The sequence below is a fragment of the Kitasatospora sp. NPDC088351 genome (genome assembly GCF_040685575.1).
Taxonomy (GTDB): Bacteria; Actinomycetota; Actinomycetes; order Streptomycetales; family Streptomycetaceae; genus Kitasatospora.
This window is the reverse complement of the sequence record NZ_JBFBIL010000052.1, coordinates 14,986-37,108: the sequence shown is the minus strand read 5'-3', so window position 1 is coordinate 37,108 and position 22,123 is coordinate 14,986. Positions and strand designations below refer to the sequence as shown.

19 protein-coding genes are annotated in these 22,123 nt (G+C 73.5%); 13 read left to right on the top strand and 6 right to left on the bottom strand.

The window, feature by feature from the left end; all coding sequences use genetic code 11:
- The first annotated feature begins 240 nt into the window (after positions 1-240).
- From AB0P06_RS28625 to thrS, 3 genes are all read left to right on the top strand, one after another.
- Positions 241-1,728, top strand: a complete 1,488-nt coding sequence (locus AB0P06_RS28625) for a M28 family metallopeptidase (RefSeq protein WP_363612335.1) — start codon at positions 241-243, stop codon at positions 1,726-1,728.
- Positions 1,729-1,879: 151 nt separating this feature from the next.
- Entirely contained in the window at positions 1,880-3,289 is a 1,410-nt protein-coding gene (gene lpdA / locus AB0P06_RS28620; RefSeq protein ID WP_363612291.1) for a dihydrolipoyl dehydrogenase, read from the top strand.
- A gap of 277 nt (positions 3,290-3,566) precedes the next feature.
- Positions 3,567-4,823, top strand: a complete 1,257-nt coding sequence (gene thrS, locus AB0P06_RS28615; protein WP_363612289.1) for a threonine--tRNA ligase — start codon at positions 3,567-3,569, stop codon at positions 4,821-4,823.
- A 206-nt stretch (positions 4,824-5,029) separates the two neighbouring features.
- Here the strand turns inward: thrS and AB0P06_RS28610 are convergent, their stop codons facing one another.
- Entirely contained in the window at positions 5,030-5,650 is a 621-nt protein-coding gene (locus AB0P06_RS28610) for a C40 family peptidase (protein WP_363612287.1), read from the bottom strand.
- Between the two features lie 223 nt (positions 5,651-5,873).
- Here AB0P06_RS28610 and AB0P06_RS28605 point away from each other — a divergent pair, with 223 nt between their 5' ends.
- Both AB0P06_RS28605 and AB0P06_RS28600 read left to right on the top strand, forming a co-directional pair.
- The gene (locus AB0P06_RS28605; protein WP_363612285.1) at positions 5,874-6,278 is read left to right on the top strand and encodes a RidA family protein; all 405 of its coding nucleotides are present in this window, start codon (positions 5,874-5,876) and stop codon (positions 6,276-6,278) included.
- Positions 6,279-6,471: 193 nt separating this feature from the next.
- Positions 6,472-7,695 carry a serine hydrolase domain-containing protein gene (locus tag AB0P06_RS28600; RefSeq protein WP_363612283.1) on the top strand — a complete coding sequence of 408 codons (1,224 nt, stop codon included), beginning with the start codon at positions 6,472-6,474 and terminating at the stop codon, positions 7,693-7,695.
- 80 nt (positions 7,696-7,775) lie between these two features.
- Here AB0P06_RS28600 and AB0P06_RS28595 read toward each other — a convergent pair whose 3' ends face one another.
- On the bottom strand, positions 7,776-8,327 hold the full coding sequence (locus AB0P06_RS28595) for a YceI family protein (protein ID WP_363612281.1): 552 nt from the start codon (positions 8,325-8,327) through the stop codon (positions 7,776-7,778).
- Between the two features lie 546 nt (positions 8,328-8,873).
- Here AB0P06_RS28595 and AB0P06_RS28590 point away from each other — a divergent pair.
- The 3 genes from AB0P06_RS28590 to AB0P06_RS28580 all read left to right on the top strand — a co-directional run bounded on the left by AB0P06_RS28590 (position 8,874) and on the right by AB0P06_RS28580 (position 11,091).
- Complete coding sequence (locus AB0P06_RS28590; RefSeq protein WP_363612279.1) at positions 8,874-10,373, top strand: class I adenylate-forming enzyme family protein; 1,500 nt, start codon at positions 8,874-8,876, stop codon at positions 10,371-10,373.
- 173 nt (positions 10,374-10,546) lie between these two features.
- Positions 10,547-10,798 (top strand): hypothetical protein, encoded by a 252-nt coding sequence (locus AB0P06_RS28585; protein WP_363612277.1) that lies wholly within the window; start codon positions 10,547-10,549, stop codon positions 10,796-10,798.
- Positions 10,795-11,091 (top strand): phosphopantetheine-binding protein, encoded by a 297-nt coding sequence (locus AB0P06_RS28580; protein ID WP_363612275.1) that lies wholly within the window; start codon positions 10,795-10,797, stop codon positions 11,089-11,091. Before AB0P06_RS28585 ends, AB0P06_RS28580 begins: the two co-directional genes overlap by 4 nt.
- A 153-nt stretch (positions 11,092-11,244) precedes the next feature.
- Here the strand turns inward: AB0P06_RS28580 and AB0P06_RS28575 are convergent, their stop codons facing one another.
- The 3 genes from AB0P06_RS28575 to AB0P06_RS28565 all read right to left on the bottom strand — a co-directional run bounded on the left by AB0P06_RS28575 (position 11,245) and on the right by AB0P06_RS28565 (position 14,289).
- A complete protein-coding gene (locus AB0P06_RS28575) occupies positions 11,245-12,615 on the bottom strand; it encodes a condensation domain-containing protein (protein ID WP_363612273.1) in 1,371 nt (456 codons plus the stop codon).
- Positions 12,616-12,690: 75 nt separating this feature from the next.
- Entirely contained in the window at positions 12,691-13,842 is a 1,152-nt protein-coding gene (locus tag AB0P06_RS28570) for a Cmx/CmrA family chloramphenicol efflux MFS transporter (protein ID WP_363612271.1), read from the bottom strand.
- A 258-nt stretch (positions 13,843-14,100) separates the two neighbouring features.
- The gene (locus AB0P06_RS28565) at positions 14,101-14,289 is read right to left on the bottom strand and encodes a hypothetical protein (RefSeq protein WP_363612269.1); all 189 of its coding nucleotides are present in this window, start codon (positions 14,287-14,289) and stop codon (positions 14,101-14,103) included.
- Positions 14,290-14,376: 87 nt separating this feature from the next.
- On the opposite strand from AB0P06_RS28565, the gene AB0P06_RS28560 reads away from it, so the two are divergent.
- The 5 genes from AB0P06_RS28560 to AB0P06_RS28540 all read left to right on the top strand — a co-directional run bounded on the left by AB0P06_RS28560 (position 14,377) and on the right by AB0P06_RS28540 (position 20,382).
- Entirely contained in the window at positions 14,377-15,066 is a 690-nt protein-coding gene (locus tag AB0P06_RS28560; RefSeq protein WP_363612267.1) for a ScbR family autoregulator-binding transcription factor, read from the top strand.
- Positions 15,067-15,491: 425 nt separating this feature from the next.
- Positions 15,492-16,139 (top strand): ScbR family autoregulator-binding transcription factor, encoded by a 648-nt coding sequence (locus AB0P06_RS28555; protein ID WP_363612265.1) that lies wholly within the window; start codon positions 15,492-15,494, stop codon positions 16,137-16,139.
- Between the two features lie 49 nt (positions 16,140-16,188).
- Positions 16,189-18,282: an NAD-dependent DNA ligase LigA gene (gene ligA / locus AB0P06_RS28550; protein ID WP_363612263.1), complete on the top strand. Its 2,094-nt coding sequence runs from the start codon at positions 16,189-16,191 to the stop codon at positions 18,280-18,282.
- Positions 18,283-18,746: 464 nt separating this feature from the next.
- Complete coding sequence (locus AB0P06_RS28545; RefSeq protein WP_363612261.1) at positions 18,747-19,538, top strand: putative protein N(5)-glutamine methyltransferase; 792 nt, start codon at positions 18,747-18,749, stop codon at positions 19,536-19,538.
- A 46-nt stretch (positions 19,539-19,584) separates the two neighbouring features.
- On the top strand, positions 19,585-20,382 hold the full coding sequence (locus AB0P06_RS28540; RefSeq protein ID WP_363612259.1) for a sterol carrier protein domain-containing protein: 798 nt from the start codon (positions 19,585-19,587) through the stop codon (positions 20,380-20,382).
- A 270-nt stretch (positions 20,383-20,652) separates the two neighbouring features.
- On the opposite strand, the gene AB0P06_RS28535 is transcribed toward AB0P06_RS28540, so the two are convergent.
- Positions 20,653-21,780: a nucleotide disphospho-sugar-binding domain-containing protein gene (locus AB0P06_RS28535; protein ID WP_363612257.1), complete on the bottom strand. Its 1,128-nt coding sequence runs from the start codon at positions 21,778-21,780 to the stop codon at positions 20,653-20,655.
- Positions 21,781-22,123: the final 343 nt, after the last annotated feature.

Sequence of the window (22,123 nt, the reverse complement as noted above, 5' to 3'; positions counted from 1 at the left end):
ACACTCCTGGATGAGACGCCCCCTCCCTTCCAGGATCACCGCGCGGCCGGGTGTCCGCATCCGGTCAGCTTGCGCGGCGGGGTTGGCAAGCCGACGCCGGGCATGTCAAATCGGGAGTCCCACGGACTGTCGGAAGGACTCGCCTTGAACGCCTGGACCCGTCGCCTGACCGCCCCGCCCCGCTCCTCGGCCGCCCCGGCCCGCCGTGCCGCGGGCGCCGCGCTCGCGGTGGCGGCCCTGGTGACCCCGCTGCTGCTGGTCGGTGCCGGGAGCGCCGCCGCCGACCCCGACCCGGCGCGGAAGGGGGCGAAGCTGGCGGCGCGGCTGGTCGCGGAGAGCAGTGCCCGTGATGCCTACGACACCCTGAAGGTCCTCCAGCGGATCGCCGACCGCAACGGCGGCACCCGGGTGGCGGGCGCGCGGGGGCACGACGAGTCGGCCCGCTACGTCTACGAGCAGGCCCGCCGGGCCGGGCTGAAGGTGTCGAAGCAGGAGTTCGAGTACACGTTCTTCGAGGCGCTCACGGAGCGGCTGACGGTCCTGTCGCCGCAGAACGAGTCCGTGCCCGTGAAGGCGATGACGTACTCGGCCGGCGGCCCGGCGGCCGGCCTCACCGCCGAGCTGGCGGTCGTCCCGGTGGACGACACCACCGGCTGCGAGGCGGGCGACTACGCCGTCGGCGCGTTCACCGGGAAGATCGCGCTGATCAAGCGCGGCGGCTGCAGCTTCGCGATCAAGCAGGCCGCGGCGGCGGCGGCCGGCGCGGTCGGGGCGATCATCTACAACAACACCGAGGGCGACCTCAACGGGACCCTCACCGACCCGACGGCGGGCCGGGTCCCGACCGGCGGGATCACCCAGGCGGCCGGCCAGGCGCTGGCCGCCGAGGCCGCCGCCGGTCCGGTCACGGTCGGCCTGGACATCCGCACCTTCATGGAGAAGCGCACGACCTGGAACGTGATCGCCGAGACCCGCGGCGGGGACGCGAACAACACCGTCTTCATCGGCTCCCACCTCGACTCGGTGGCCGCCGGACCGGGTATCAACGACAACGGCTCCGGCTCGGCGGGCATCCTGGAGGTCGCCAGGAACCTCGGCACCCGGCCGGTGAAGAACAAGGTCAAGTTCGCCTGGTGGTCCGCCGAGGAGTTCGGCCTCAAGGGCTCCGAGGCCTATGTGACGTCCCTGTCCGAGGCCGAGCAGAAGAAGATCAAGCTCTATCTGAACTTCGACATGATCGCCTCGCCCAACTTCGCCCAGTTCGTCTACGACGGCGACGACTCCGACCACGTCGGCTCCGGGCCCGGCCCCGACGGCTCGGCACAGTTGGAGCGGCACATCACCGACTACCTGGACCGCCGGGGCAAGGCCCACGAGGGCACCGACTTCACCGGCCGCTCCGACTACGGACCGTTCATCGACGCGGGCATCCCGGCAGGCGGCACCGACACCGGCGCCGAGGTGATCAAGTCCGCGGCGCAGGCGGCCCGGTACGGCGGCACCGCCGGAGTGGCGTTCGACAAGTGCTACCACAAGGCCTGCGACAACCTGGGCAACCTGGACCTGGGCGCCTTCGACGTGAACATCGACGTGATCGCCGACTCCGTCGGCACCTACGCCTGGGACCTCTCCTCGCTGCACGCGCCGGTGACGCCGCAGCACACCGACGGCCAGGCCGGCAGCGGCGGCGGCCTGCGCGAGGGCCACACCCACGAGGTGGACGCCTGACGCGCGGCCTCCGCCGGCGGGCCCGCCGCTCCCGGTGCGGCCCGCCGGCGGAGGCGGGCGTCCGGAGGGCCCCGATGGGTGCGCCGGCCGGGCTCCTGACACGATGGCATCCGGATCACGTCACCGTGGCACCTCCGGAGGAGTCAGCACCATGAGCAGCACGCACTACGACGTCGTCGTCCTCGGCGCGGGCCCCGGCGGCTACACCGCCGCCGTCCGGGCCTCTCAGCTGGGCCTGCGCACCGCCGTCATCGAGGCGAAGTACTGGGGCGGGGTCTGTCTGAACGTCGGCTGCATCCCCTCCAAGGCGCTGCTGCGCAACGCCGAGCTGGCGCACATCGTCACCAAGGAGGCCAAGACCTTCGGCATCAAGGTCGAGGGCCAGGTCAGCTTCGACTACGGCGAGGCGTTCCGCCGCAGCCGCTCGGTCGCCGACGGCCGGGTCAAGGGCGTCCACTACCTGATGAAGAAGAACGGCATCACCGAGTACGACGGCCGGGGCACCTTCGTCGACGACCGCACCCTCCAGGTCGCGCTCAGCGGCGGCGGCTTCGAGGTCGTCACCTTCGACCACTGCGTCATCGCGGCCGGCGCCACCACCCGGCTGCTCCCCGGCACCAGCCTCAGCGACCGCGTGGTCACCTACGAGGAGCAGATCCTCGCCGAGGAGCTTCCGGGCAGCATCATCATCGCGGGCGCCGGCGCGATCGGCGTCGAGTTCGCCTACGTGCTGCACAACTACGGGGTGAAGGTCACCATCGTCGAGTTCCTCGACCGGATGGTGCCGCTGGAGGACGTCGAGGTCTCCGCCGAACTCGCCAAGCAGTACCGCAAGCTCGGCATCGAGGTGCTCACCTCCACCCGGGTGGAGTCCATCGACGACAGCGACCCGGCCGCCAGGGTGAAGGTCACCGTGGTCCGCGACGGGCAGCAGCAGGTCCTGGAGGCCGACAAGGTGCTCCAGGCGATCGGCTTCGCACCCCGGGTGCACGGCTACGGCCTGGAGAACACCGGCGTCAAGCTCACCGACCGGGGCGCGATCGCCGTGGACGGGCGCGGCCGGACCAGCGTCGAGCACATCTTCGCGATCGGTGACGTCACCGCCAAGCTGATGCTCGCCCACGCGGCCGAGTCGATGGGTGTGATCGCCGCCGAGACCATCGGCGGGGCGGAGACCATGGAGCTGGACTTCGTGATGATCCCGCGCGCGACCTACTGCCAGCCGCAGATCGCCAGCTTCGGCTACACCGAGGCACAGGCCCGGGAGCTGGGACACGACGTCAAGGTCGCCAAGTTCCCGTTCGCCGCCAACGGCAAGGCGCACGGCCTCGGGCACCCGATCGGATTCGTCAAGGTCATCAGCGACGGCAGGCACGGTGAGCTGCTCGGCGCCCACCTGATCGGGCCCGAGGTCACCGAGCTGCTGCCGGAACTGACCCTGGCGCAGCAGTGGGACCTGACGGTGCACGAGGTCGCCCGCAACGTCCACGCCCACCCGACCCTCGGCGAGGCGGTCAAGGAGGCGATCCACGGGCTGGCCGGTCACATGATCAACATGTGATCCGCCGGGACGGCGAGGGCCGCCACCCGCCTCGGGTGGGCCCCGCCGGCGCGCGGCTGCGTGGTCCCCGCACTGAGCACCGCGGGGTCTTCGGTGTCCCGCCAGATTTCCTGCCTCAGGGGCCGTCGGCCTGCTACCGTGGCGACCATGAAGCGCGCTGTTGTCGTCACGACGACGCCGGAGAGAGTCCCGGCGCGCTGACTGCTGAGCTAGTCCGAAGCCCCGGGGTGAGTGCCCCGGGGCTTCGCCGTACCGGTCCACTCGCCCGCAGAACCGAGTGGAGACCACCGCCATGCACGACCATCGCAAGCTCGGCCGCGAGCTCGAACTCTTCGACACCGACCCGCTGATGGGCTCCGGCCTGCCGTACTGGCTGCCGGCCGGGGCTGCCGTCCGGCACACCCTGGAGGAGTTCATCCGTGAGCGTGAGCGGCGGGCCGGCTACCGGCACGTGTACTCGCCGGTGCTCGGCAAACGCGAGCTGTACGAGATCTCCGGCCACTGGTCGCACTACCGCGAGGACATGTTCCCTCCGATGGACCTGGGCGCCGAGCAGGTCGTGCTGCGGCCCAGCCTCTGTCCGCACCATGCCCTGATCTATCGCTCCAGGGCCCGAAGCTACCGGGAACTTCCGCTCAGGATGGCCGAGTTGGGTAGTATGTACCGCTCCGAGCCGTCCGGGGTGCTCGGCGGGCTGACCCGGGTGCGGGCGATCCAGCTCAACGACGGGCATGTCTTCTGCACCCCCGAGCAGGCCGGCGACGAGGCGGTGGCCGCGCTGGAGCTCATCCGCGAGGCGCACCGCGCGCTCGGCATTCGTCCGGTCCGCTATCGCCTCTCGCTGCCCGGAGAGGGCGGCAAGTACGTGGCCGATCCGGCGCTCTGGGAGCGGGCCACCGCGCTGCTGACCGAGGTGCTGGAGCGCTCCGGGGTACCGTTCGAGGCGACCGAGGGGGAGGCGGCGTTCTACGGGCCCAAGATCGACATCCAGATCGCCGACGCCGCCGGGCGCGAGTCCACCCTCTCCACCGTGCAGATCGACTTCCACCAGCCGGAGCGCTTCGGCCTGCGCTACATCGGCGCCGACGGCGCCAGGCACCGGCCGGTGATGGTCCACCGCAGTGTCATCGGCAGCGTCGAACGAGTGGTCGCCCACCTCATCGAGCTGTACGGCGGCGCGTTCCCGGCCTGGCTGGCCCCCACTCAGATCGTGCTGCTGCCCGTCTCCGACGACGAACTGCCACCGGCGGACCGGCTCCGGCAGCGCTGCCTCGACGTGGGCCTGCGGGCCGAGGTCGCCGGGCCCGAGCACGGCAGCCTGGGTGCCCGGATCCGGGCGGCCCGACTGGTGCCCTACCAGGCCGTCGTCGGGGCCAGGGAGGCGGCGGACGACCTGGTCGCCCTGCGGCTGCGCGACGGCCGCCGACTTGACCCGCTGCCCGCCGGCCAGGCCCTGGCCCGGATCGGCGCCCTGGTCGCGGCGGGCAGCTCCGACCTGTGGGACGGCGCCGACCTGTGGGACGGTGCCGTGTAGGCGGCCCTGTGAGGGGGAGCGGTGCGTCGGCCGGGGCGGCCGCCGCACCCGCCGCCCGAGGACGGCCCGGTCCGCGACGTCCCGGTGGGCGCCGAGGCCCGCGCGGTGCGGGACGACGTCCTCGCGCCGCCGGGCGCACAGGAGTGCCAGGCGCTCCAGGGTTGCCGCTCCGCGTCCACCAGGGGCCGGCCGACGCGGAGCAGCCGCTACCCGAGTGCCGACGGGCGCCTGGCGCCCGCGAACTCGCCTGCCCAGCGGGGGATTTCGAGCACGCCCTCAAGGCGGGCGACCAGCGTCCCGGTGTGCTCGGCGTGGATCATCGCGCCCCCGCCCGCATAGATCCCGACGTGGTGCAGCGGAGCGTCCGGGCGGGAGAAGAAGAGCAGGTCGCCGGGGAGCAGGTCGGCGCGCGCCACGGCGGCGGAGCGGTGGTACTGGGCGACGGTGTAGTGCGCGAGCTCCACCGCGCCGCCGCTGGCCCGGTACCAGCAGTACAGGGAGAGCCCGCTGCAGTCGAAGCCGACCGTGCTCTCGCCGAGGCACTTGCCGTTCAGACAGCCGTTCTCCTCGTCGCAGAACCCGAGGCCCGCCCCCAGTCGGTCGCCGCCACCCCACGCGTACGGCACCCCGGTCTGCGCGGCCGCCACCTCGGCGACCCGCCGGCCGAGCGGGCCCGGCTCGGCGGACGGCTCGGGGGACCGCGCGGTGGTGGCCGGGGCCGCGGCCCCCGCCGGGGCGGCCGCCAGTGCCGGGGCGACGCCCGCCCCCAGGGCCAGCCCCAGCACCCGGCGGCGGCCGACACCTCGACCCGAGGACGACAAGACCATGGCAGACCCCTTGCGCTCCGCTGTCCGACACCCGCTGTCCGACGGAGCACCAGGATCCCGGCCGGGCGGTCCGACCCGCCATCACCCACAGCGGTGAACCGGGAGCACGGGCGCCGGAAGGCGCGGGCCGGGGGCGCGGACCGTCCGCCGGTAAATCGGTTGACGGGTGATCACCACCTGCCAAGCATGGACGGTGAACGCCCTTCGACCTCTGGAGAGCCCGATGAGCAGTGCCGTCCGACTGATTCGCAACCCGCAGCTCACCCAGGCCGTGGACTACGCCTACGGGGCGGCCGTCGACGCGCCGGTCCGGTCGCTCTGGCTCGCCGGCGCCTGCCCGCTGGACACGGAGGGGCGGACGGTCGCGCTGGGCGACTACGAGGGGCAGGCCCACCAGGCGATGCGCAACCTGAGAGCCGTGCTCGAAGGAGAGGGCGCCGCGCTGACCGACCTCGTCCGGACCACCGTCTACGTCGCCTCCTCGGATCAGGCAGACCTGGTGAAGGTGTGGAACGTCTACCGGGGGTACCTGGGCGGGCATGACGTGCCCAGCACCCTGCTCGGCGTGACCGTGCTGGGGTACGACAACCAGCTCGTCGAGGTCGAGGCGGTCGCCGTGCTCCCCTGAGCCGGGAGCGCGGCCGTCGGGCGTACGCCGCTGGGCGCGTTCTCGGCGGGCCCGTCTCCTCCCGGCGGCGTACCGGGGTACCTCTGCCGATCTACCCTCGGCTCCTCACCTGGGGCGACGACCCGAAGGCCGTGCAACGGCCAGGCTGGCGACAAGGCGGACGGGGCGTCCGCCTTGACCAAGGGGAGGGCTTATGAAACATCGTTTCGCCTGCGGACTGGCCGCAGCGGTCTGTCTGGCACTGGCGGCTCCGGCCGTACCGGCCGTCGCGTCCACGGTGGGCGCCGTGGACACGGTCGGCACGGCCGGCGCCGAGAATGTGGCCGGCACCTTCGGCGGGGGGCAGCGGCAGACCGCGCTGGAAGGGCTGACCCGGGCCGGCGCGACCTCCGCCATCGCGGAGATCCGTGACCGTGCCGGGGTCTGGCGCGGCACCTCGGGGGTGTCGGACCAGGCCACGGGCGCGCCGGTGCGCGGGGACGGACGCTTCCGGGCGGGGAGCGTCACCAAGATGTTCGTCGCCACCACCGTGCTCCAGCTCTCGGGAGAGCACCGGCTCGGCCTGGACGACCCGGTGGAGCGCTACCTGCCGGGGCTCATCCCGAACGGTGCGAACATCACCCTCCGTCAGTTGCTCAACCACAGTTCCGGACTCTGGGACCCGACCAACGAGAAGGGCGGGATCTTCCCCGACGAGGCCGATCTCCCCGCGCTCCGGGAGTGGGTCGCCAAGGGCGGGCTGAACCGCACCGTCACCGCGCGCGAGCTGGTGGCCGCGTCGACGGCGCACGCGCCGTACTTCCCGCCGGGGACGCGGCACCACTACTCCAATGTCAACTACACCCTGCTCGGCATGATCATCGAGCGGGTCACCGGGCACGGCTACGCGCAGGAGGTCTCGGCGCGCATCCTGCGGCCGCTCGGGATGACGCGGACCACCTTCCCCGGACTTTCCAGGGGCATCCCGGGGCCGCACGCGCACGGCTACCTCACGCTGGGCGAGTCTCCCGACCCGGCCCAGAACGACGTGGACGTGACCGAACACAACCCGTCCTGGGCCGGTGCCGCGGGGGAGCTGATCTCGACCACCGACGACCTGCTCCGCTTCGAACGCGCCCTGATCGGAGGCAAGCTGCTGAAGCCCTCGCTGATGCGCGAGATGACCTCGATGATCCCGCTCGGGGAGGAGAAGAAGGTCCAGGCGGAGTACGGGCTCGGGCTGGCCCGGGTGCAGCTTTCGTGCGGGGAGATCCTCGGCCACAACGGCGGGATCTTCGGCTACTCCACCGAGCTCTGGGGGACCGCGGACCGGCAGGTCGCGCTCTCCTTCACCCCGCGTGGTGGTGAGGCCGAGCAGACGGCGCAGGCGCAGGCGGACTGGGCCTTCCTGAACGCGGCCTTCTGCGGCAAGCGCTGACGGCGGCCCGGGCGGGTACCACGGCTCCTCGGCCGCGGTACCCGCCCGGGCGGCGGGCGGTGGAGCGCCCGAACGGCGGACTACTCCTGCTTGATCGCGGAGATGTCGAACTCCAGCACCACCTTGTCGCCGACCAGGACGCCACCGCCCTCCAGCGCGGCGTTCCAGGTGATGCCGTAGTCCTTCCGGCTGATCGTGACCGAGCCCTCCAGACCGACCCGGAGGTTGCCGAACGGGTCGCGCGCGTTGCCGGTGTACTCGAAGTCGATGCTGACCGGGCGGGTCGTCTCCTTGATGGTGAGATCGCCGGTGACCACGTAGTCGGTGTCGCTCTTCCGCTCGACCGCCGTCGAAGTGAAGGTGATCGCCGGGAAGTTGGGGGCGTCGAGGAAGTCGTTGGTACGCAGGTGGCCGTCCCGCTGCTCATTGCCGGTGTCGATGCTGTCGGTGGTGATCGACACCCGGCCGGTGGAGCGGCCCGGGTCGCCGCCGTCCAGATGGGCGGTGCCCTCGAAGGTGTGAAAGGACCCGCGGACCTTGGTCACCATGGCGTGGCGCGCCACGAATCCGATCCGGGTGTGCGCGGGGTCCAGTACGTAGTCGCCGGTGAGGTCGGAGAGGGTGGCAGTCATGGTCAGCGGGTCTCCTGGCTGGTGCGGTGGCGGCGGTGCGACGGCGGTGCCGATGCGGGCCGGGTGGCCGGTCGAACGCGGGCCGGGCCGCCTGGGGCCACGCTAGGCGGATACGTCCGGCCCCGCATGCGGTTGTTCACCCGGACGGCCCAGCTGGGTCCTGGCGGGTGCTGCCGGGCGCGGGCGGGCCGGTGGCGCGGCGACGCCGGTCCGGCCGTGCGTGGCCGAACCGGTGGGGTGTCGCGGTGGGGGAGCCGCCCCGGGTGCTACGCGCATAGCACCGACGACCTGCGGATTCTTCGCGCGGAAGATTCCGGCAGTTCCTTGACCCTCGGAGTTCGGCTGTGCCACTCTCTCAGCCAGGTCTGGACCAATGCCCTATGGAGAGGTGTTCGGGGCCGGCCTGATGGGGCAACGGGGAGAGTGTCAGGTTCCATGCACAGAGCCACGGTTGGCGATGCCGAAAACGCTTCCGGCGGGACTGCGTCCGATGGGGGCGCTGCCGGTGGGACTGCCGTCGGCGGGACCGCTTCCGGTGCGGCCCGGGTGGCCGGGCCGCCGGCCGGCCGCACCGTGCACGGTCTGCTGGAGCTCCGCTCGGCGGCACAGCCCGACCGCACGGCGATCAGCACGGACGACGGGCAGCGGCTGACCTTCGCCCAGTGGCAGGACCGCTCGACCGCCGCGGCGACCGCCCTGGTCCGGCGCGGAATCCGGCCCGGTGACCGGGTCGGCCTGCTCTTCGGACTGCGCGACTGGCCCGAATTCGCCGTCCACTACTGCGCGGTGACCAGGGCCGGCGCCGTCGCCGTGCCGGTCTCGGACCGCCAGCCGGCCGAGGCGGTCGCCTATGTGCTGCGCCACTGCGGGGCCGCCGGCCTGATCGCGGGCCCCGCCGCGACCGTACCCGGCGGTTCCTGGTGGGTCGCCGGGCCCGCCGAGCTGGCCGCCGAAGTGCCCGAACCGGCTCTGGAGGACGTGGAGTTGCCGGAGGTCACCGCCGAGCACCTGGCCCAGGTGCTCTACACCTCGGGCACCACCGGGCGCCCCAAGGGTGTCCTCGCCACCCACGGCAACGTCGTCCACGGCACCCGGCCGACGGCCAGGCACCGGCCGCTGGCGCACTCGGAGGAGTTCCTGCACTCCTTCGCGGTCGGCACCAACGCCGGGCAGACCATGCTGATCAACGCGCTCACCGCACACCCGGCCGCCCTGGTCGCCACCCGCTTCACTCCGGGCCGGTTCGCCCGGCTGATCCAACAGCGGTCGGTGGGAAGCGTGTTCGTGGTCCCCGCGATGGCCGCCGAACTGCTCAACGCCGGCGTGCACACCCGCTACGACCTCTCCTCGGTACGACTGCTCGGCTCGACCGCCGCCGCGCTGCCGCCCACCGTGGCCGCCGCGCTGACCCGGGCGTTCCCCAACGCCACCGTGGTCAACTACTACACCTCCACCGAGGCCGCGCCCGCGCAGACCGCGATGATCTACGACCCGGACCGCCCGACCGCACTCGGCCTGGCCGTACACGGCACGGTCATGGTGGCCGGGCCGGACGGCCGACCGCTGCCGCCGGGGGAGACCGGGGACGTCCACCTGCGCTCGCCCGGGGCCCAGCGCGCCTACTACCGTGACACCGAGGCGAGCGCGGCGGTCTTCCGCACCGGCTGGGTCCGGATGGGCGACGTCGGCTTCCTCGACGAGGACGGCTACCTGCACCTGGTGGATCGCGAGTCCGATGTCATCAAGTCCGGTGCGTACAAGGTCTCCACCCTCCAGGTCGAGGCGGCGGCGCTGGAGCACCCGGCGGTCGCCGAGGTGGCCGTCGTCGGGCTGCCGCACCCCGTCCTCGGGATGAGCGTCGGCGCGGCCGTCGTCCCCGTCCCCGGCGCCGGGTTCGAACCGGCCGACCTCCGGGCCTTCCTCGCCGACCGGCTCGCCGGGCACGAGATCCCCGTCCGGATCACCACCCTGGACACGCTGCCGCGCAATGAGGGCGGTAAGCCGCTCAAGCGCGCCGTGCGCGAACTGCTGGCCGCCCCGGCCTGACCGGGACCGCCGCTCCGTCAGGGCCCCGCCTTCCCGCCTTCGTACCTCCACCTTCACGGCCCACCCGCCGTCCTCGGCGTCACCCGGCGCGTCGGCGTACCCGCCGTCCGACCGGAGTGCCCCTGCGCGTCTCCCCCTCCCCTGGCACCTCCCGACTCCGAAGCGAGCTGTCGATGCCCGACCGCATCCCCGAACCGTCCCCCGTCACCCCCACCGCCGTCGGCCTTTCGCGGCAGGGCGTCTGGCTGACCGAGCGCCTCGGCGCCGCGCGCACCGGCTTCCACCTTTCGCGGCGGATCACCTTCGAGCGGGTGGACACCGCCGCCCGGATCCGTACGTCCCACGGCGTGGACGTCGAGTTCGACGTCTTCTTCGACACCCCCCATGCGACCGGCCTCGCCGAGGCCGTGAAGGAGCAGCTGTGACCGACCGTGTGAGCACCGTTCAGGCCGAGGGCCTGCTGACCATCCTGGCCGGCTTCGTCGCCGAGGCCTCCGACGGAGCCGTGACCGCCGCCGAGCTGATGGCCGCGGCAGACACCCCGTTCGTCGCGCTGGGCATTGGTTCGCTCGCCCAACTCCGCCTGGTGGACGCGGTGGAGGAGCGGTTCGAGGTCTTCCTCGACCTCGACGACGGCGGCGACTTCCTGCGCAGCCTCGGCGCGCTCGCCGAGCACCTGGCGGTCGGGCACGGTGTGGCCGGCCCGGGAGGGAGCTGACGGCACCTCGGCAGGTGCCGCGCGGTGTCCGGCGGTTTCCCGCAGGCGTGACTCAGGGGGAACCCGGGTCCCCGCCCGATACGTCGGCGGCGTTCGCGGCGACGGCGAGCACCCCGGTCCGCTGCGAACGCCCGCCAGGGCCGATGGGTTGGGTCAGCGCGCGGCCCGGGTGACGCGTTCCTCCACCGCTCGGAGGAAGGGCTCGACCTCGGCTGCGGGGAAGTACCGGGTGTCCACCAGCAGGGTGGCGAGCGCCTCGCCGTCGCGGTGCGCCAGGCCGAAGAAGAACTTGCAGTCCTGCCGGGCCCATCGCGACCGCCACCCGAAGCGCCCGGCCGGGAGACCGTCCGGATCCCCCTGCTCCGGTGCGCCGCCGCCCGGCGGGCGGTCCGGTTCGCGGTGGTCGTTGAAGAGCGCGTTGAGGTCCAGTTCGGTGCCGCGTCGCTTCCCCTCCTCCGCCACCGCCGCCGCCAGCGCGCCGGGGTCGTAGTGGCCGTGCCGGAAGGTCTGCATCTGGGACCGCCAGGCCCGCTGGGCCAGTTCGTCGAAGTCGCCGGAAGTCCCCAGGACGACAAGGCCGTTCTGGGCGAAGGCGCCGACCGCCGTCCGCTGGGCCTCACTCACCCGGTTGCCCATGATGACCTTCAGCGGGACGGCGTCGGCACCCGTGCGCTCGCCCAACTCCACCCCGACGGCGGCCAGGACGACCGCGCTCGCCGACGTTCCGGTGCGGACCGCCGCCACCCGGCTCGCCGAGTCCAGCCGGGGGCAGACGAGTTCGCCCTCCCACCAGCGCTCCGCCTCCCCGGGGCCGGCCTCCTCGGGCCACAGGGAGGCCGGAATCCCGGCGAGTTGTCGGGTCCAGAGGCCGATCGCGGCGTTGCTGCGGGCGGCCGCCTGCGGGCCGGCCTCGTACGCGGCCTGTTCCCTCGGCCGGCGGCCCGGTGGTGGCGGCGGCAGGGTGCCCGGGCGCCGCCGCGCCTGGACGAGCAGCCGGCGCAGGTCGTCCCGCACCACCTGCGCTCCGGTGCCGTCGGCGGCGATGTGCGCCACGGTCAGCACCGCTCCCGCCACCAGGCCGTCCACCAGCACCGCACTGACCCGCAACGGCAGCCCGTCCCCGAGCAGTTCGAAACGGACCGCCCTGTCCTGCGCGGCGACGCGCCCCAGGGCGGTGGCCACCGGCTCGCCGGCCGGGGCCGGAACCAGCCGGACGGGCAGCATGCCCCGCCCGTGCAGCCGTTGCTCCAGCGAGCCGTCGGGTGCCAGGCGGTACAGGGTGCGCAGGGACTCGTGCCGCTCCAGCAGCGCCCGCAGCGACGCCCCGAACGCCTCCGGTTCGACGGGATGGCGCAGTTCCAGCGGCAGCGCGATGTTGAAGTAGTGGTCGTCGGGCGCGTACCAGGAGATCGGTGCCCAGATCGTCCGCTGCCCCCAGGTCGCCGGTCCGGCCTCCTCCGCCAGCCCCTCGAAGCGGACCTCCAGCCGCCCGCCCTTTTGCAGCCCGTCGTCGTGCATCGGCATCGGGACGTCCCCCGCCTTCCGGTGGTACAGACCATCATGTGGCACCGGATCCTAGGGCGTTCCATCGTGCCCGGGCTACCGCCTGCCCACCGTGCGGACCAGCGGCAGGGCGGCCGCGACCAGCACCGCGCTGACCCAGAGCGGCGAGCGGTAGCCGAGGCCCGCGTCGATGGCGGTGCCGCCGAGGAGCGGGCCGGCCGTCGCCCCGGCATTGAACGCGGCGGTGGCGAAGGCGCCCGCGAGCGTCGGGGCGTCCGGTGCCGCGTAGAGGACCTCCGCGACCAGCGTGGCGCCGACGGCGAAGGAGAACGAGCCCAGGAGCAGGACCAGTCCGAGGGCGGCGACCGGCTCGTCGGCGGTCATCGCGAAGGCCGACCAGGCGGTGAGCAGAACCGCCCCGCCCGCCGGCAGCAGGAGGCCGGGCCGGGTGTCGGCCAGGCGGCCCGCCGTGGTGACGCCGGCGAAGGCACCCAGCCCGAAGAGCGCCAGCACCGCCGGGACCCATCCGGGCGTGATGGCGGTGACGGTCGTGACGAGGGGCGCGAGGTAGGTGAAACCGCAGAACGTGGCGCCGTTCACCAGGGCGGCGAGCAGCAGGATGCGGACCGGCCGAGGCCGGCGCAGGGCGCGCAGTTCATCGCGAGGGGAGGGAGCCTTCGGCTGCTCGGCCGCGGTGTCGGCCGTCGGGCGGGGCAGTGACCTCAGGACGGCGATCAGGGCCGGTGCCGTCACCACCGCCACCGCCCAGAAGGCGGCGCGCCACCCCCACACCTGTCCGAGCAGGGCGCCCGCCGGCACACCTACGACGCAGGCCATGGTGGTGCCGCCCAGCAGCACGGCGGTGGCGCGCCCCTTGGCGTTCGGCGCGACCAGCCCGACGGCCGTGCTGAGGGCCACGGCGAGGAAGCCGGCGTTACCGAGCGCGGCGACCACCCGGCAGGCGAGCAGCACCGGGTAGCTGCTGGTGGTCGCACCGATCACATGAACGAGCAGGAAGGCGCCGAGAAAGGTCGCGAGCGCGCGCCGCTGCGACCAGCGGCTCCCGACCGCCGCCATCAGCGGCGCCCCCACGACCATCCCGGCGGCGAACGCCGAACTCAGCGCTCCGGCGGCCGGGACGGACACCTGGAGGTCGTCGGCGAGGTCCGGCACGAGACCGGACAGCATGAACTCGGAAGTCCCCTGGGCGAAGACCGCCAGGGCGAGCAGATAGAGAACGAAGGGCACAGCAAACCCCGCAACCATGTCGAAAAACCCCGGCAGCGGATCCGGGCAACGGCCGGATCCGCCGGTGAACGCGCTCGCGGTACCACCAGGGGCCGCGCGTGCGGCGGCCGGTGGTGGTCAGCGTCTTGACGCCTCAGGGCTCGACATGGGGCAGAGGGTAGCAATGGTGGGCTCGCGGCCGCCAGGAAGTTCGGGTGCTTCGCGGATCGGCCCGGCCGCAAGCCGGACTTCGCGGATTGCATACCGAATATCCGGTTTCTATGCGCGCGAATCGGTGAGGAGTTCGAGGTGGTGCGGGTCGGCGAGGTCCGCCCGGTCGGCGGGGACCACGGGAGCGGTGCGGTGGTGGAGGGGGCACGGCCGGCGCCCTGGCGTGCGCAGGGCGGCCCGGGTGGCGGCGGTGCCGATGAAGCCGGTGGTGCCGGTGATGAGGATGTGGCGATTCATGGTCACGTCCTTGTGGCCCGGCGGTGGCTGCTTGTTAAGATACGGGGTGTTTGGTTTTGTTTTCCAGGTGCGCAGGGTGGGGTGGTTGTGGTGGTGCGGCAGGAGCGGGCGGTGCGGACGCGTCGGGCGATTCTGGAGGCGGCGGCGTCGGTTTTCGATGAGTTCGGGTATGAGGGGGCGACGATTGGTGAGGTGGTGGCGCGGGCGGGGGTGACGCGGGGGGCGGTGTACTTCCATTTCGCGTCGAAGCGGGAGTTGGCGCAGGGGGTGGTGGAGGAGCAGTTCGTTCAGGAGGAGATTCCTGAACGGGTTTGCAAGCTGCAGGAGTTCGTGGATACGGGGATGGTGGTGGCGCATCTGATGCCGCGGGATCCGCTGTTGAGTGCGGGGGCACGGTTGTCGTTGGGCCAGGATGCGTTCGGGGATCTGGGTGGGGGTGTGGTTCCGGGGTGGATCGTGCGGTTGGAGGGGTTGCTGGTGGCGGCGGGGGAGCGGGGGGAACTGTTGCCGCATGTGGTGCCGGCGGATTCGGCGTGGCTGGTGACGGCGTCGTGGGCGGGGGTGCAGATCCAGTCGCAGAAGTTGTCGGGGCGGGTGGACCTGGAGCGTCGGGTGGCGGGTCTGTTCCAGCATGTGATGCCGAGCATCGCGGTGCCGGGCGTCCTGGGCTCGTTGCTGATGGGGCCGGACCGCGGAGCGCAGGTCGTGGCGGAGGTCGCGGCGGCCCGTGCGGCGGCGGTGGCCGATGTGGCGGCGGAGGGCGTCGGCGTGGCGTAGTGGTGCCGGGGGCGGCACGTGGGCCGGTAGGGCTCGCCCGTGTTGTCACTCCGTGAACGTCCTTGCTGGGCAGGGGGATTCGGCGGCGGCGCGTGACCGGTGAGGTCCGGCGCCGCCTTCGCCGTTTCCGGGGGCGGTGTCGGGTGCGGGGGCCGAGGGTCGGTCGGGCCTCCTCGGTGGGGGGCGTTGGTGCGGGAGTTGGGGATGGAGCCGTCGGCGGGGTTGCGGCGGTTGCGGCGTTCGGTTCTGATGGCGGGGCCGGAGCGTGGGGAGTCGGAGCGGGCGGAGGTGGTGGCGGGTACCGGGGGCGAGGGTGCTCCGGGCGGCGGACGCCTCACCCGGGTCGGGCGAGAGTCGGCGCCAGTCCGGGCGCGGGTACGGCGGCGGTCCTGATGTGCTTGCGGGTGTGAAGGGTTGTGGGTTCGGTGGTGCAGGAGAGGTCGGAGCGGACACGGGGACGTCTGGTCGAGGCGGGTGCGGCGCTCTTCGACAGAAGCGGCTACGCGGGGGCGACGCTGGGCCAGATCGCGGGGGCGGCCGGAGTGACGAAGGGGGCGCTCTACTTCCACTTCGCCTCCAAGGAGGAGTTGGCGCGGGCGGTGCTGGAGCGCGCCGAGGGCTCGATGCGTGCGGCCTGCGGCACGCTGCGGGCCGGTGCGTCGCCGCTGCAGGCGGTGATCGACGCCGGGTACTGGCTGGTCGAGTCGCTGGAGTCGGACGCGGTGACGCGGGCGGCGTTCCGCCTCGGCCGCGAGGGCGGGGTGTGGCAGGGCGGGACCGGGCCGGTCGGCTCCATGTCCGGGGTGGAGGGCTTCCACGCGGTATGGGCGGGCATGGTGCGGGAACTGCTCTCCGCGGCACGCAGGTTGGGGGAGCTGCGGGACCGCTCGGGCGGGGTCGGGCCCGAGACGCTGGTGGTGACGGCGGCGTGCGGGCTGGAGGTGGTGTCCGGCGGCGGGTGCGGCCGGGAGGAGCTCTCGCGCCGGGTCGAGGCGCTCTGGGAATGGCTGCTGCCCTGCCTGGTGCCCCCGGGCGCGGTGGGCGCCTACCGGACCGGGCCCCCGCCCCGCTGACGCCGGCCGGTGCGGGGCGAATGTCAGTGCGAGTCGCCATGATGGCGGTATGAAGGACGCAACCACCCTGGCCTCTCCCGCTGTCTTGGCCTCCCCGGACGCCTACGCCGATGCCGTCGCCACCGCCGTGCGCGCGGCCGCGGCCTACTACGCCGACGGCACCACCCCGCTCGGCGACGACGAGTACGACGCCCTGGTGCGCACGATCGAGGCCTACGAGCGCGAGCACCCGCAGGAGGTGCTCCCCGACTCCCCGACCGGCAAGGTCGCCGGCGGCGCGGTGGTCGGCGACGTTCCGCACTCGGTGCCGATGCTCTCGCTCGACAACGTCTTCTCGGCGGAGGAGCTGGACTCCTGGGCGGCCGGTCTGGAGCGCCGCCTCGGCCGGCCGGTGACCGCCTGGTGCGTCGAGCCGAAGCTGGACGGCCTCGCCGTCGCCGCCCGTTACCGGGCCGGCCGCCTCACCCAGGTCCTGACCCGCGGCGACGGTCTCGCGGGCGAGGACATCACCCACGCCGCCGACGCCGTCCTCGGTCTGCCCGACCGGCTCGCCGAACCGCTCGACGTCGAGCTGCGCGGCGAAGTCCTGCTCACCCACGAGCAGTTCGAGCACGCCAACGCCGTCCGCACCGCCCACGGCGCGACGGCCTTCGCCCACCCCCGCAGCGGCGCCGCCGGGACTCTGCGCGCCAAGGACCGCCCCTACCGCGTCGAGCTGACCTTCTTCGCCTACGACGCCCTCGGCCTGCCCGGCCTCGACCACGGCGAGCTCCTGGCCCGCCTCGCCGGGCTCGGTGCCCACACCGCCGCCGGCACCGCGGCCGACCCCCGGCGCTGTGCCACCCTCGCCGAGGCGCAGCAGCGGATCGACGAGATCGCCGCCCTGCGCGCCGCCCTGCCGTTCGGGATCGACGGGGTCGTGGTCAAGGCGGACGCGGTCGCCGACCAGGAGCAGGCCGGGTCCGGCTCCCGCGCCCCGCGCTGGGCGGTCGCGCGCAAGCTCCAGGCCCAGCACAAGGTCACCCGGCTGCTCGGCGTGGAGTGGAACGTCGGCCGGACGGGCATCATCGCGCCCCGCGCCGTCCTGGAACCGGTGGTGATCGACGGCGTCACCGTCACCTACGCCACCCTGCACAACCCGGCGGACATCGAGCGCCGGGGCCTGATGATCGGCGACCAGGTCTTCGTCTACCGCGCGGGTGATGTCATCCCCCGGGTCGAGGCCCCGCTGGCGGACCAGCGCACCGGTGCCGAGCAGCCGGTCGTCTTCCCCGAGGTCTGCCCACGGTGCGGGGACGCCATCGACACCTCCGAGCAGCGCTGGCGCTGTGTGCGTGGCCGCGCCTGCCAGACCGTCGCCTCGATCATCTACGCGGCCGGCCGCGACCAGCTCGACATCGAGGGCCTTGGCGGCACCCGGGCCGTCCAGCTCGTCGAGGCCGGACTGGTCACCGACCTCGCCGACCTCTTCACCCTCACCAGGGAGCAGCTCCTCACCCTGGACCGGATGGGCGACACCAGCGCCGACAAGCTCCTCGCGGCCATCGAGACCGCCCGCGCGCAGCCCCTCAACCGGGTGTTCTGCGCGCTCGGGATCCGGGGCACGGGCCGCACGATGTCCCGCCGGATCGCCGCGCACTTCGGCGCGCTGGCGGCGATCCGGGCGGCCGACGCCGAGGCGCTCGCCGAGGTCGACGGCATCGGTGTCGAGAAGGCCGCCGTGATCGTCGCCGAACTCGCCGAGGTGGCGGTCCTGTTGGACCGGCTCACCGCACAGAACGTCGGTACCGCGGTCACCGCGCCCGTCGTACCGGCCAGGGCCGACGGGTCCACGGCGGCAGCCGACGGGGTGGAGGACGGGGTCGAGGGGGCCGAGGGTGGAGCGGCGGTGGGACCGCTGGCCGGCCAGCACGTGGTCGTCACCGGTGCCATGACCGGCGCCCTGGCCGAGCTGTCCCGCAACGCGGTGAACGAACTCGTCGAGCGCGCCGGCGGCAGGGCCTCCTCGTCCGTCTCCAAGCGCACCACGCTGCTGGTCGCCGGGGAGAAGGCCGGCTCCAAGCGCGCCAAGGCGGAGGAGCTGGGCATCCGGATCGTCACCCCGGAGGAGTTCGCCGTCCTGGTCGCCGATCAGCTCGGCTGACATCCGCGGCTCCGGCTTCGGCTCTGGCTTCCGCTTCCGCCCCCGCCCGGGCCCAGGCCTGCCACGTCGGCCCGCCGCCGGTCACGGGTGCGACGCCCCGCATGGTCGAGGCGCGTCACCTCTCCGTGGCCGAAGAAGCGTTTGACGCCGTCGAGGTCGCCCGGCACGCCGTCGGGGAACGGTGTCTGCCGGGCGCGGTGGAGGCGGGTCACCGCAGCTGGAGACCCACCCGGGCCCCTTCCCCCGCCCGGCGAAGGGCGGTGCCCGGGTGGGGTAGGGTGACCGGTGCCGAATGTGATCGCGATCTTGGGGAGGTGAGACCCATTACCGGTGTGTCGGAGCGGGTGCTCCCCGGGAACGGCCGTGTGGGCGTGGCGCCGAGCGCATAGCGCGCCGCGCCGGTTCGGTGACGGCCTTGTGGGGAGCCCTGGCGGATTGTTCCGCCTTTTCTTTGAGGGGTTCTCTTGTCGGTTTTCTCTTCTGTGCTGCTGCGTTCGTCGGTCGCCGCCCGGCTGCGGGCGGCGGGGTGCGTGTTCGCCGAGGACGAGGCGCGCATCCTGCTCGCCGCCGCCACCACACCGGCTCAGCTGGCGGGCATGGTCCGGTCCAGGGCGCAGGGCCGTCCGCTGGAGCACGTCGTCGGCTGGGCCGAGTTCGGGGGCCTGCGGATCAGCGTGGACGACGGCGTGTTCGTCCCCCGGCGCCGCAGCGAGTTCCTGGTGAGCGCCGCGGCCGGGCTGACGGGCGCGGACGCGCTGGTGGTCGACCTGTGCTGCGGCAGCGGCGCACTGGCAGCGGCTCTGGTGACGGCGGTCGGACTCCCGGTCGAGGTGTACGCGGCGGACGTCGACGAGGCCGCCGTGCGGTGCGCGCGCCGGAACCTGGCCGCCGTCGGGGGCCGGGTGTTCCAGGGCGATCTCTTCGAGCCACTGCCGGCGGCCCTGCGGGGCCGGATCACCGTGCTGCTGGCCAACGTGCCCTATGTCCCGACCGCCGACATCGAACTGCTGCCGGCGGAGGCCCGCCTGCACGAGGCGCGCCCCGCGCTGGACGGCGGTGCGGACGGCCTGGACGTGCTGCGCCGGGTGGCGGGGCAGGCCCCGGAGTGGCTGGCCCCGGGCGGTTCGCTGCTGTTCGAGACCAGCGAGCGGCAGGCGCCGGAGGCCCTCGCGGTGGCGGGGGCGGCCGGGCTGGACGCGGCCCTCTCCTGGTGCGAGGACCTGGACGCGACCGTGGTGACCGCCACGCGCCGCTGACCACCGGCCGGCCCGTCGGTACGCCTGCGCACCGGGCACCGGGCGGGTGCGGCTGCTGGACGCCGACCGCGCCCGCCCGGCGGTGGAGGCGGTGTACGACGGGGTGCGGCGGACCCGGACCGGCTGGCCGCGGCGCACCACCCCGCTCTGGGACGTCCGCCTGTACGACGAGCCCCGGATCCGGGACGGCGCGACCGCCCTGCGCCACGCCGTCCACCACGACGCGGACGGCACCCCCACCGGCTACGCCCTCTACCGCCTCAAGTCCGCCGAGCGCCAGGCGTTCAGCGGTAACGGTGACGCCGGCGGCGGCACGGTGCGGGTCGTGGAGCTCGCCGCGGCGAGCCCGCAGGCGTATGCGCGGCTCTGGGGCCACCTCATCGGTGTCGACCTGTTCGACCGGCTCACCCACGAGGGCGCGGTGGACGAAGCGCTGCCGTATCTCCTGCGCGACCCACGGGCCCTGCGCAGCACGGTGGTGGACCGGCTCTGGGTACGCCTGGTGGACGTGGCACGCGCCCTGGCGGCGCGCCCGTACGCGGCGCCCGTGGAGACGGTGATCGAGGTCGAGGACGCCTTCTGCCCCTGGAACACCGGCCGGTACCTGCTGCGCGCCGGGGCCGGTCGGCCGGCGCTGTGCGAACGCACCGATCGGGAGGCGGAGTTGGCGCTGCCGGTGGCCGATCTCGGCTCCGCCTACCTGGGTGGAACGGCCCTGGCGTCGCTGGCCGGAACGGGCCGGGTGCGGGAGAGCCGCCCGGGAGCGTTGGCCGCGCTGGACGCGGCGCTGCGGGTGGAGGGCGCGCCGTTCTGTCCGGGCGGGGAGTCGTTCCCGGTGTACTGACCGAGGCGGGCGTACTGCCGGGCACGGGCCGCAGGACGGCGAGGGCCTGGGGCCCGGGCCGGCTCCGGGCCGTCGCCGGGTAGTGGGTGAAGGGCGCGTCGCACCTTGGCTTCGGGTACGCGGGGGCGGAGTCGTGCGGGATCCGGTGAATTCGCCATAGTGGCAAGGGGTTTGTGGGGTGCGTCGGATTCGGTTTCCGTCGCCTGCCCCATCCGGCAGAGCCGCAGGTCGTCCGACCTGCGGCTCTGGCGTTCCCCGGGGCTGTGCGGGTCAGTGGGGGGCGGTCGCGAGGGCTTCGATGGCGGGGACGAGGGCGGCGGGGGTGGGGAGGGCGTCGTTCTCGGCCCGGAGGCGGGCGGCGGCGTCGCGGAGCCCCGGGTCGGTGACGAGGCGGGTGAGGAGGGGGGTGTCGACGTCGTCGGAGGCGGAGCGCAGGGCGGCACCGGTGGCGGTGAGGATGTCGGCGACGGCGAAGTTGTCGGCGCCCTGGGGGAGGAGGAGCTGGGGCACGCCGGCCTGCAGACCGGTGAGCGTGCTGCCGGAGCCGCCGTGGTGGACCACCGCGTCGCAGACGCGCAGCAACTCCGCCAGCGGGACCCACGGCAGCGGGCGGACATTGGCCGGGAGTGTGCCGAGGAGGGTGAGGTCGGCGTCGCCGACGGCGAGCAGGAACTCGGCGTCGACCGAGGCGGCGGCTTCGATCAGGCGGGCGATGGCGTGCAGGCCGTCCATCTCGGCGACCACGGTACCCAGGGTGACGGCGACCCGCGGTCGGGCGCCGCGGCGCAGCAGGCCGGCGGGGACCACGCCACCGCCGTTGTAGGGGAGATAGCGCATCCGCAGGCCGCCCGGGTCGCCGCCGAGCGCGGCCGGGACGATGTTCAGCGGGGTGGACTCGGCAGGGGCGGCGACGCCGTGTGCCTCGTAGAGGTCGGTGAAGTGGCCGGCCAGTCGCGCGGCCATGTCGAGGCCGGAGGTGAAGCCGAAGTTCTGCAGCGCCGCCGGGATCTTGAGCTTGGCCGCGACCAGCTGGGCGGAGGCCAGGCAGGAGTCGTGGATCAGCAGGTCGGCGTCCCACTCGTCGGCGGTGGAGAGCAGGCCGTCCACGGTGGATCGGGAGGCGTAGGCGAAGGCGGTGGCGGCCAGATCGAGGATCTGCTCCTGAGCCAGCTCCGGCATGGCGTAGTGCGCATCCTCACCGGCGACGACCTCGAACGCCTCCCGGAGCGGTCGGCCGTCGCCGATCTCGACGATCGGGAAGCCGGCCGCCCGGAGCTGATCCATGGGCTTCGGGCTGGCGAACAGGATCTCGTGCCCGGCGGCCCGCAGGGCCTGTGCGGTCGGCACCATCGGGAACAGGTGGCTGGGCGCGGCCGGGCCGGTGAAGAGTATGCGCACGGTTGTCTCCTGGTCGTTCTTCGGCTGATCGAGATCGAATCTGCGCGGGCCGGGCCCGCCTTCTCCGTCAACTGATGGACGGTCAATTCCTCTTCCCGGCACGATCGATAATCGGACGTTCTGGCAGAGGCCTTGTCAACGGGGGTACGGTGTGCTCCGCTCTCCCGCCCCGGACACCGGGGCGGCGCTCGCGGCCGAGCGCGGCCTGCCGTTCTCGACCTGGAGTCCGGCCAAGCCGATCGACTCTCTGACCAGGTCGGCGACCCGCCGGGTCGGGATCGTCCGCGCGGTGATCACCCGCGGTAGCCGATGCCCGCCGGAAGAGTCGATGCCGGCCGGAAGA

Excerpts from the sequence above, each read along its gene's own strand:
- AB0P06_RS28575 (WP_363612273.1), bottom strand. The coding sequence starts at position 12,615 with ATGCCGATGCACGACGACGGGCTGCAAAAGGGCGGGCGGCTGGAGGTC.
- AB0P06_RS28595 (WP_363612281.1), bottom strand. The coding sequence starts at position 8,327 with ATGACTGCCACCCTCTCCGACCTCACCGGCGACTACGTACTGGACCCC.
- ligA (WP_363612263.1), top strand. The coding sequence starts at position 16,189 with ATGAAGGACGCAACCACCCTGGCCTCTCCCGCTGTCTTGGCCTCCCCG.
- AB0P06_RS28605 (WP_363612285.1), top strand. The coding sequence starts at position 5,874 with ATGAGCAGTGCCGTCCGACTGATTCGCAACCCGCAGCTCACCCAGGCC.
- AB0P06_RS28565 (WP_363612269.1), bottom strand. The coding sequence starts at position 14,289 with ATGAATCGCCACATCCTCATCACCGGCACCACCGGCTTCATCGGCACC.
- AB0P06_RS28585 (WP_363612277.1), top strand. The coding sequence starts at position 10,547 with ATGCCCGACCGCATCCCCGAACCGTCCCCCGTCACCCCCACCGCCGTC.
- AB0P06_RS28610 (WP_363612287.1), bottom strand. The coding sequence starts at position 5,650 with ATGGTCTTGTCGTCCTCGGGTCGAGGTGTCGGCCGCCGCCGGGTGCTG.
- AB0P06_RS28600 (WP_363612283.1), top strand. The coding sequence starts at position 6,472 with ATGAAACATCGTTTCGCCTGCGGACTGGCCGCAGCGGTCTGTCTGGCA.
- lpdA (WP_363612291.1), top strand. The coding sequence starts at position 1,880 with ATGAGCAGCACGCACTACGACGTCGTCGTCCTCGGCGCGGGCCCCGGC.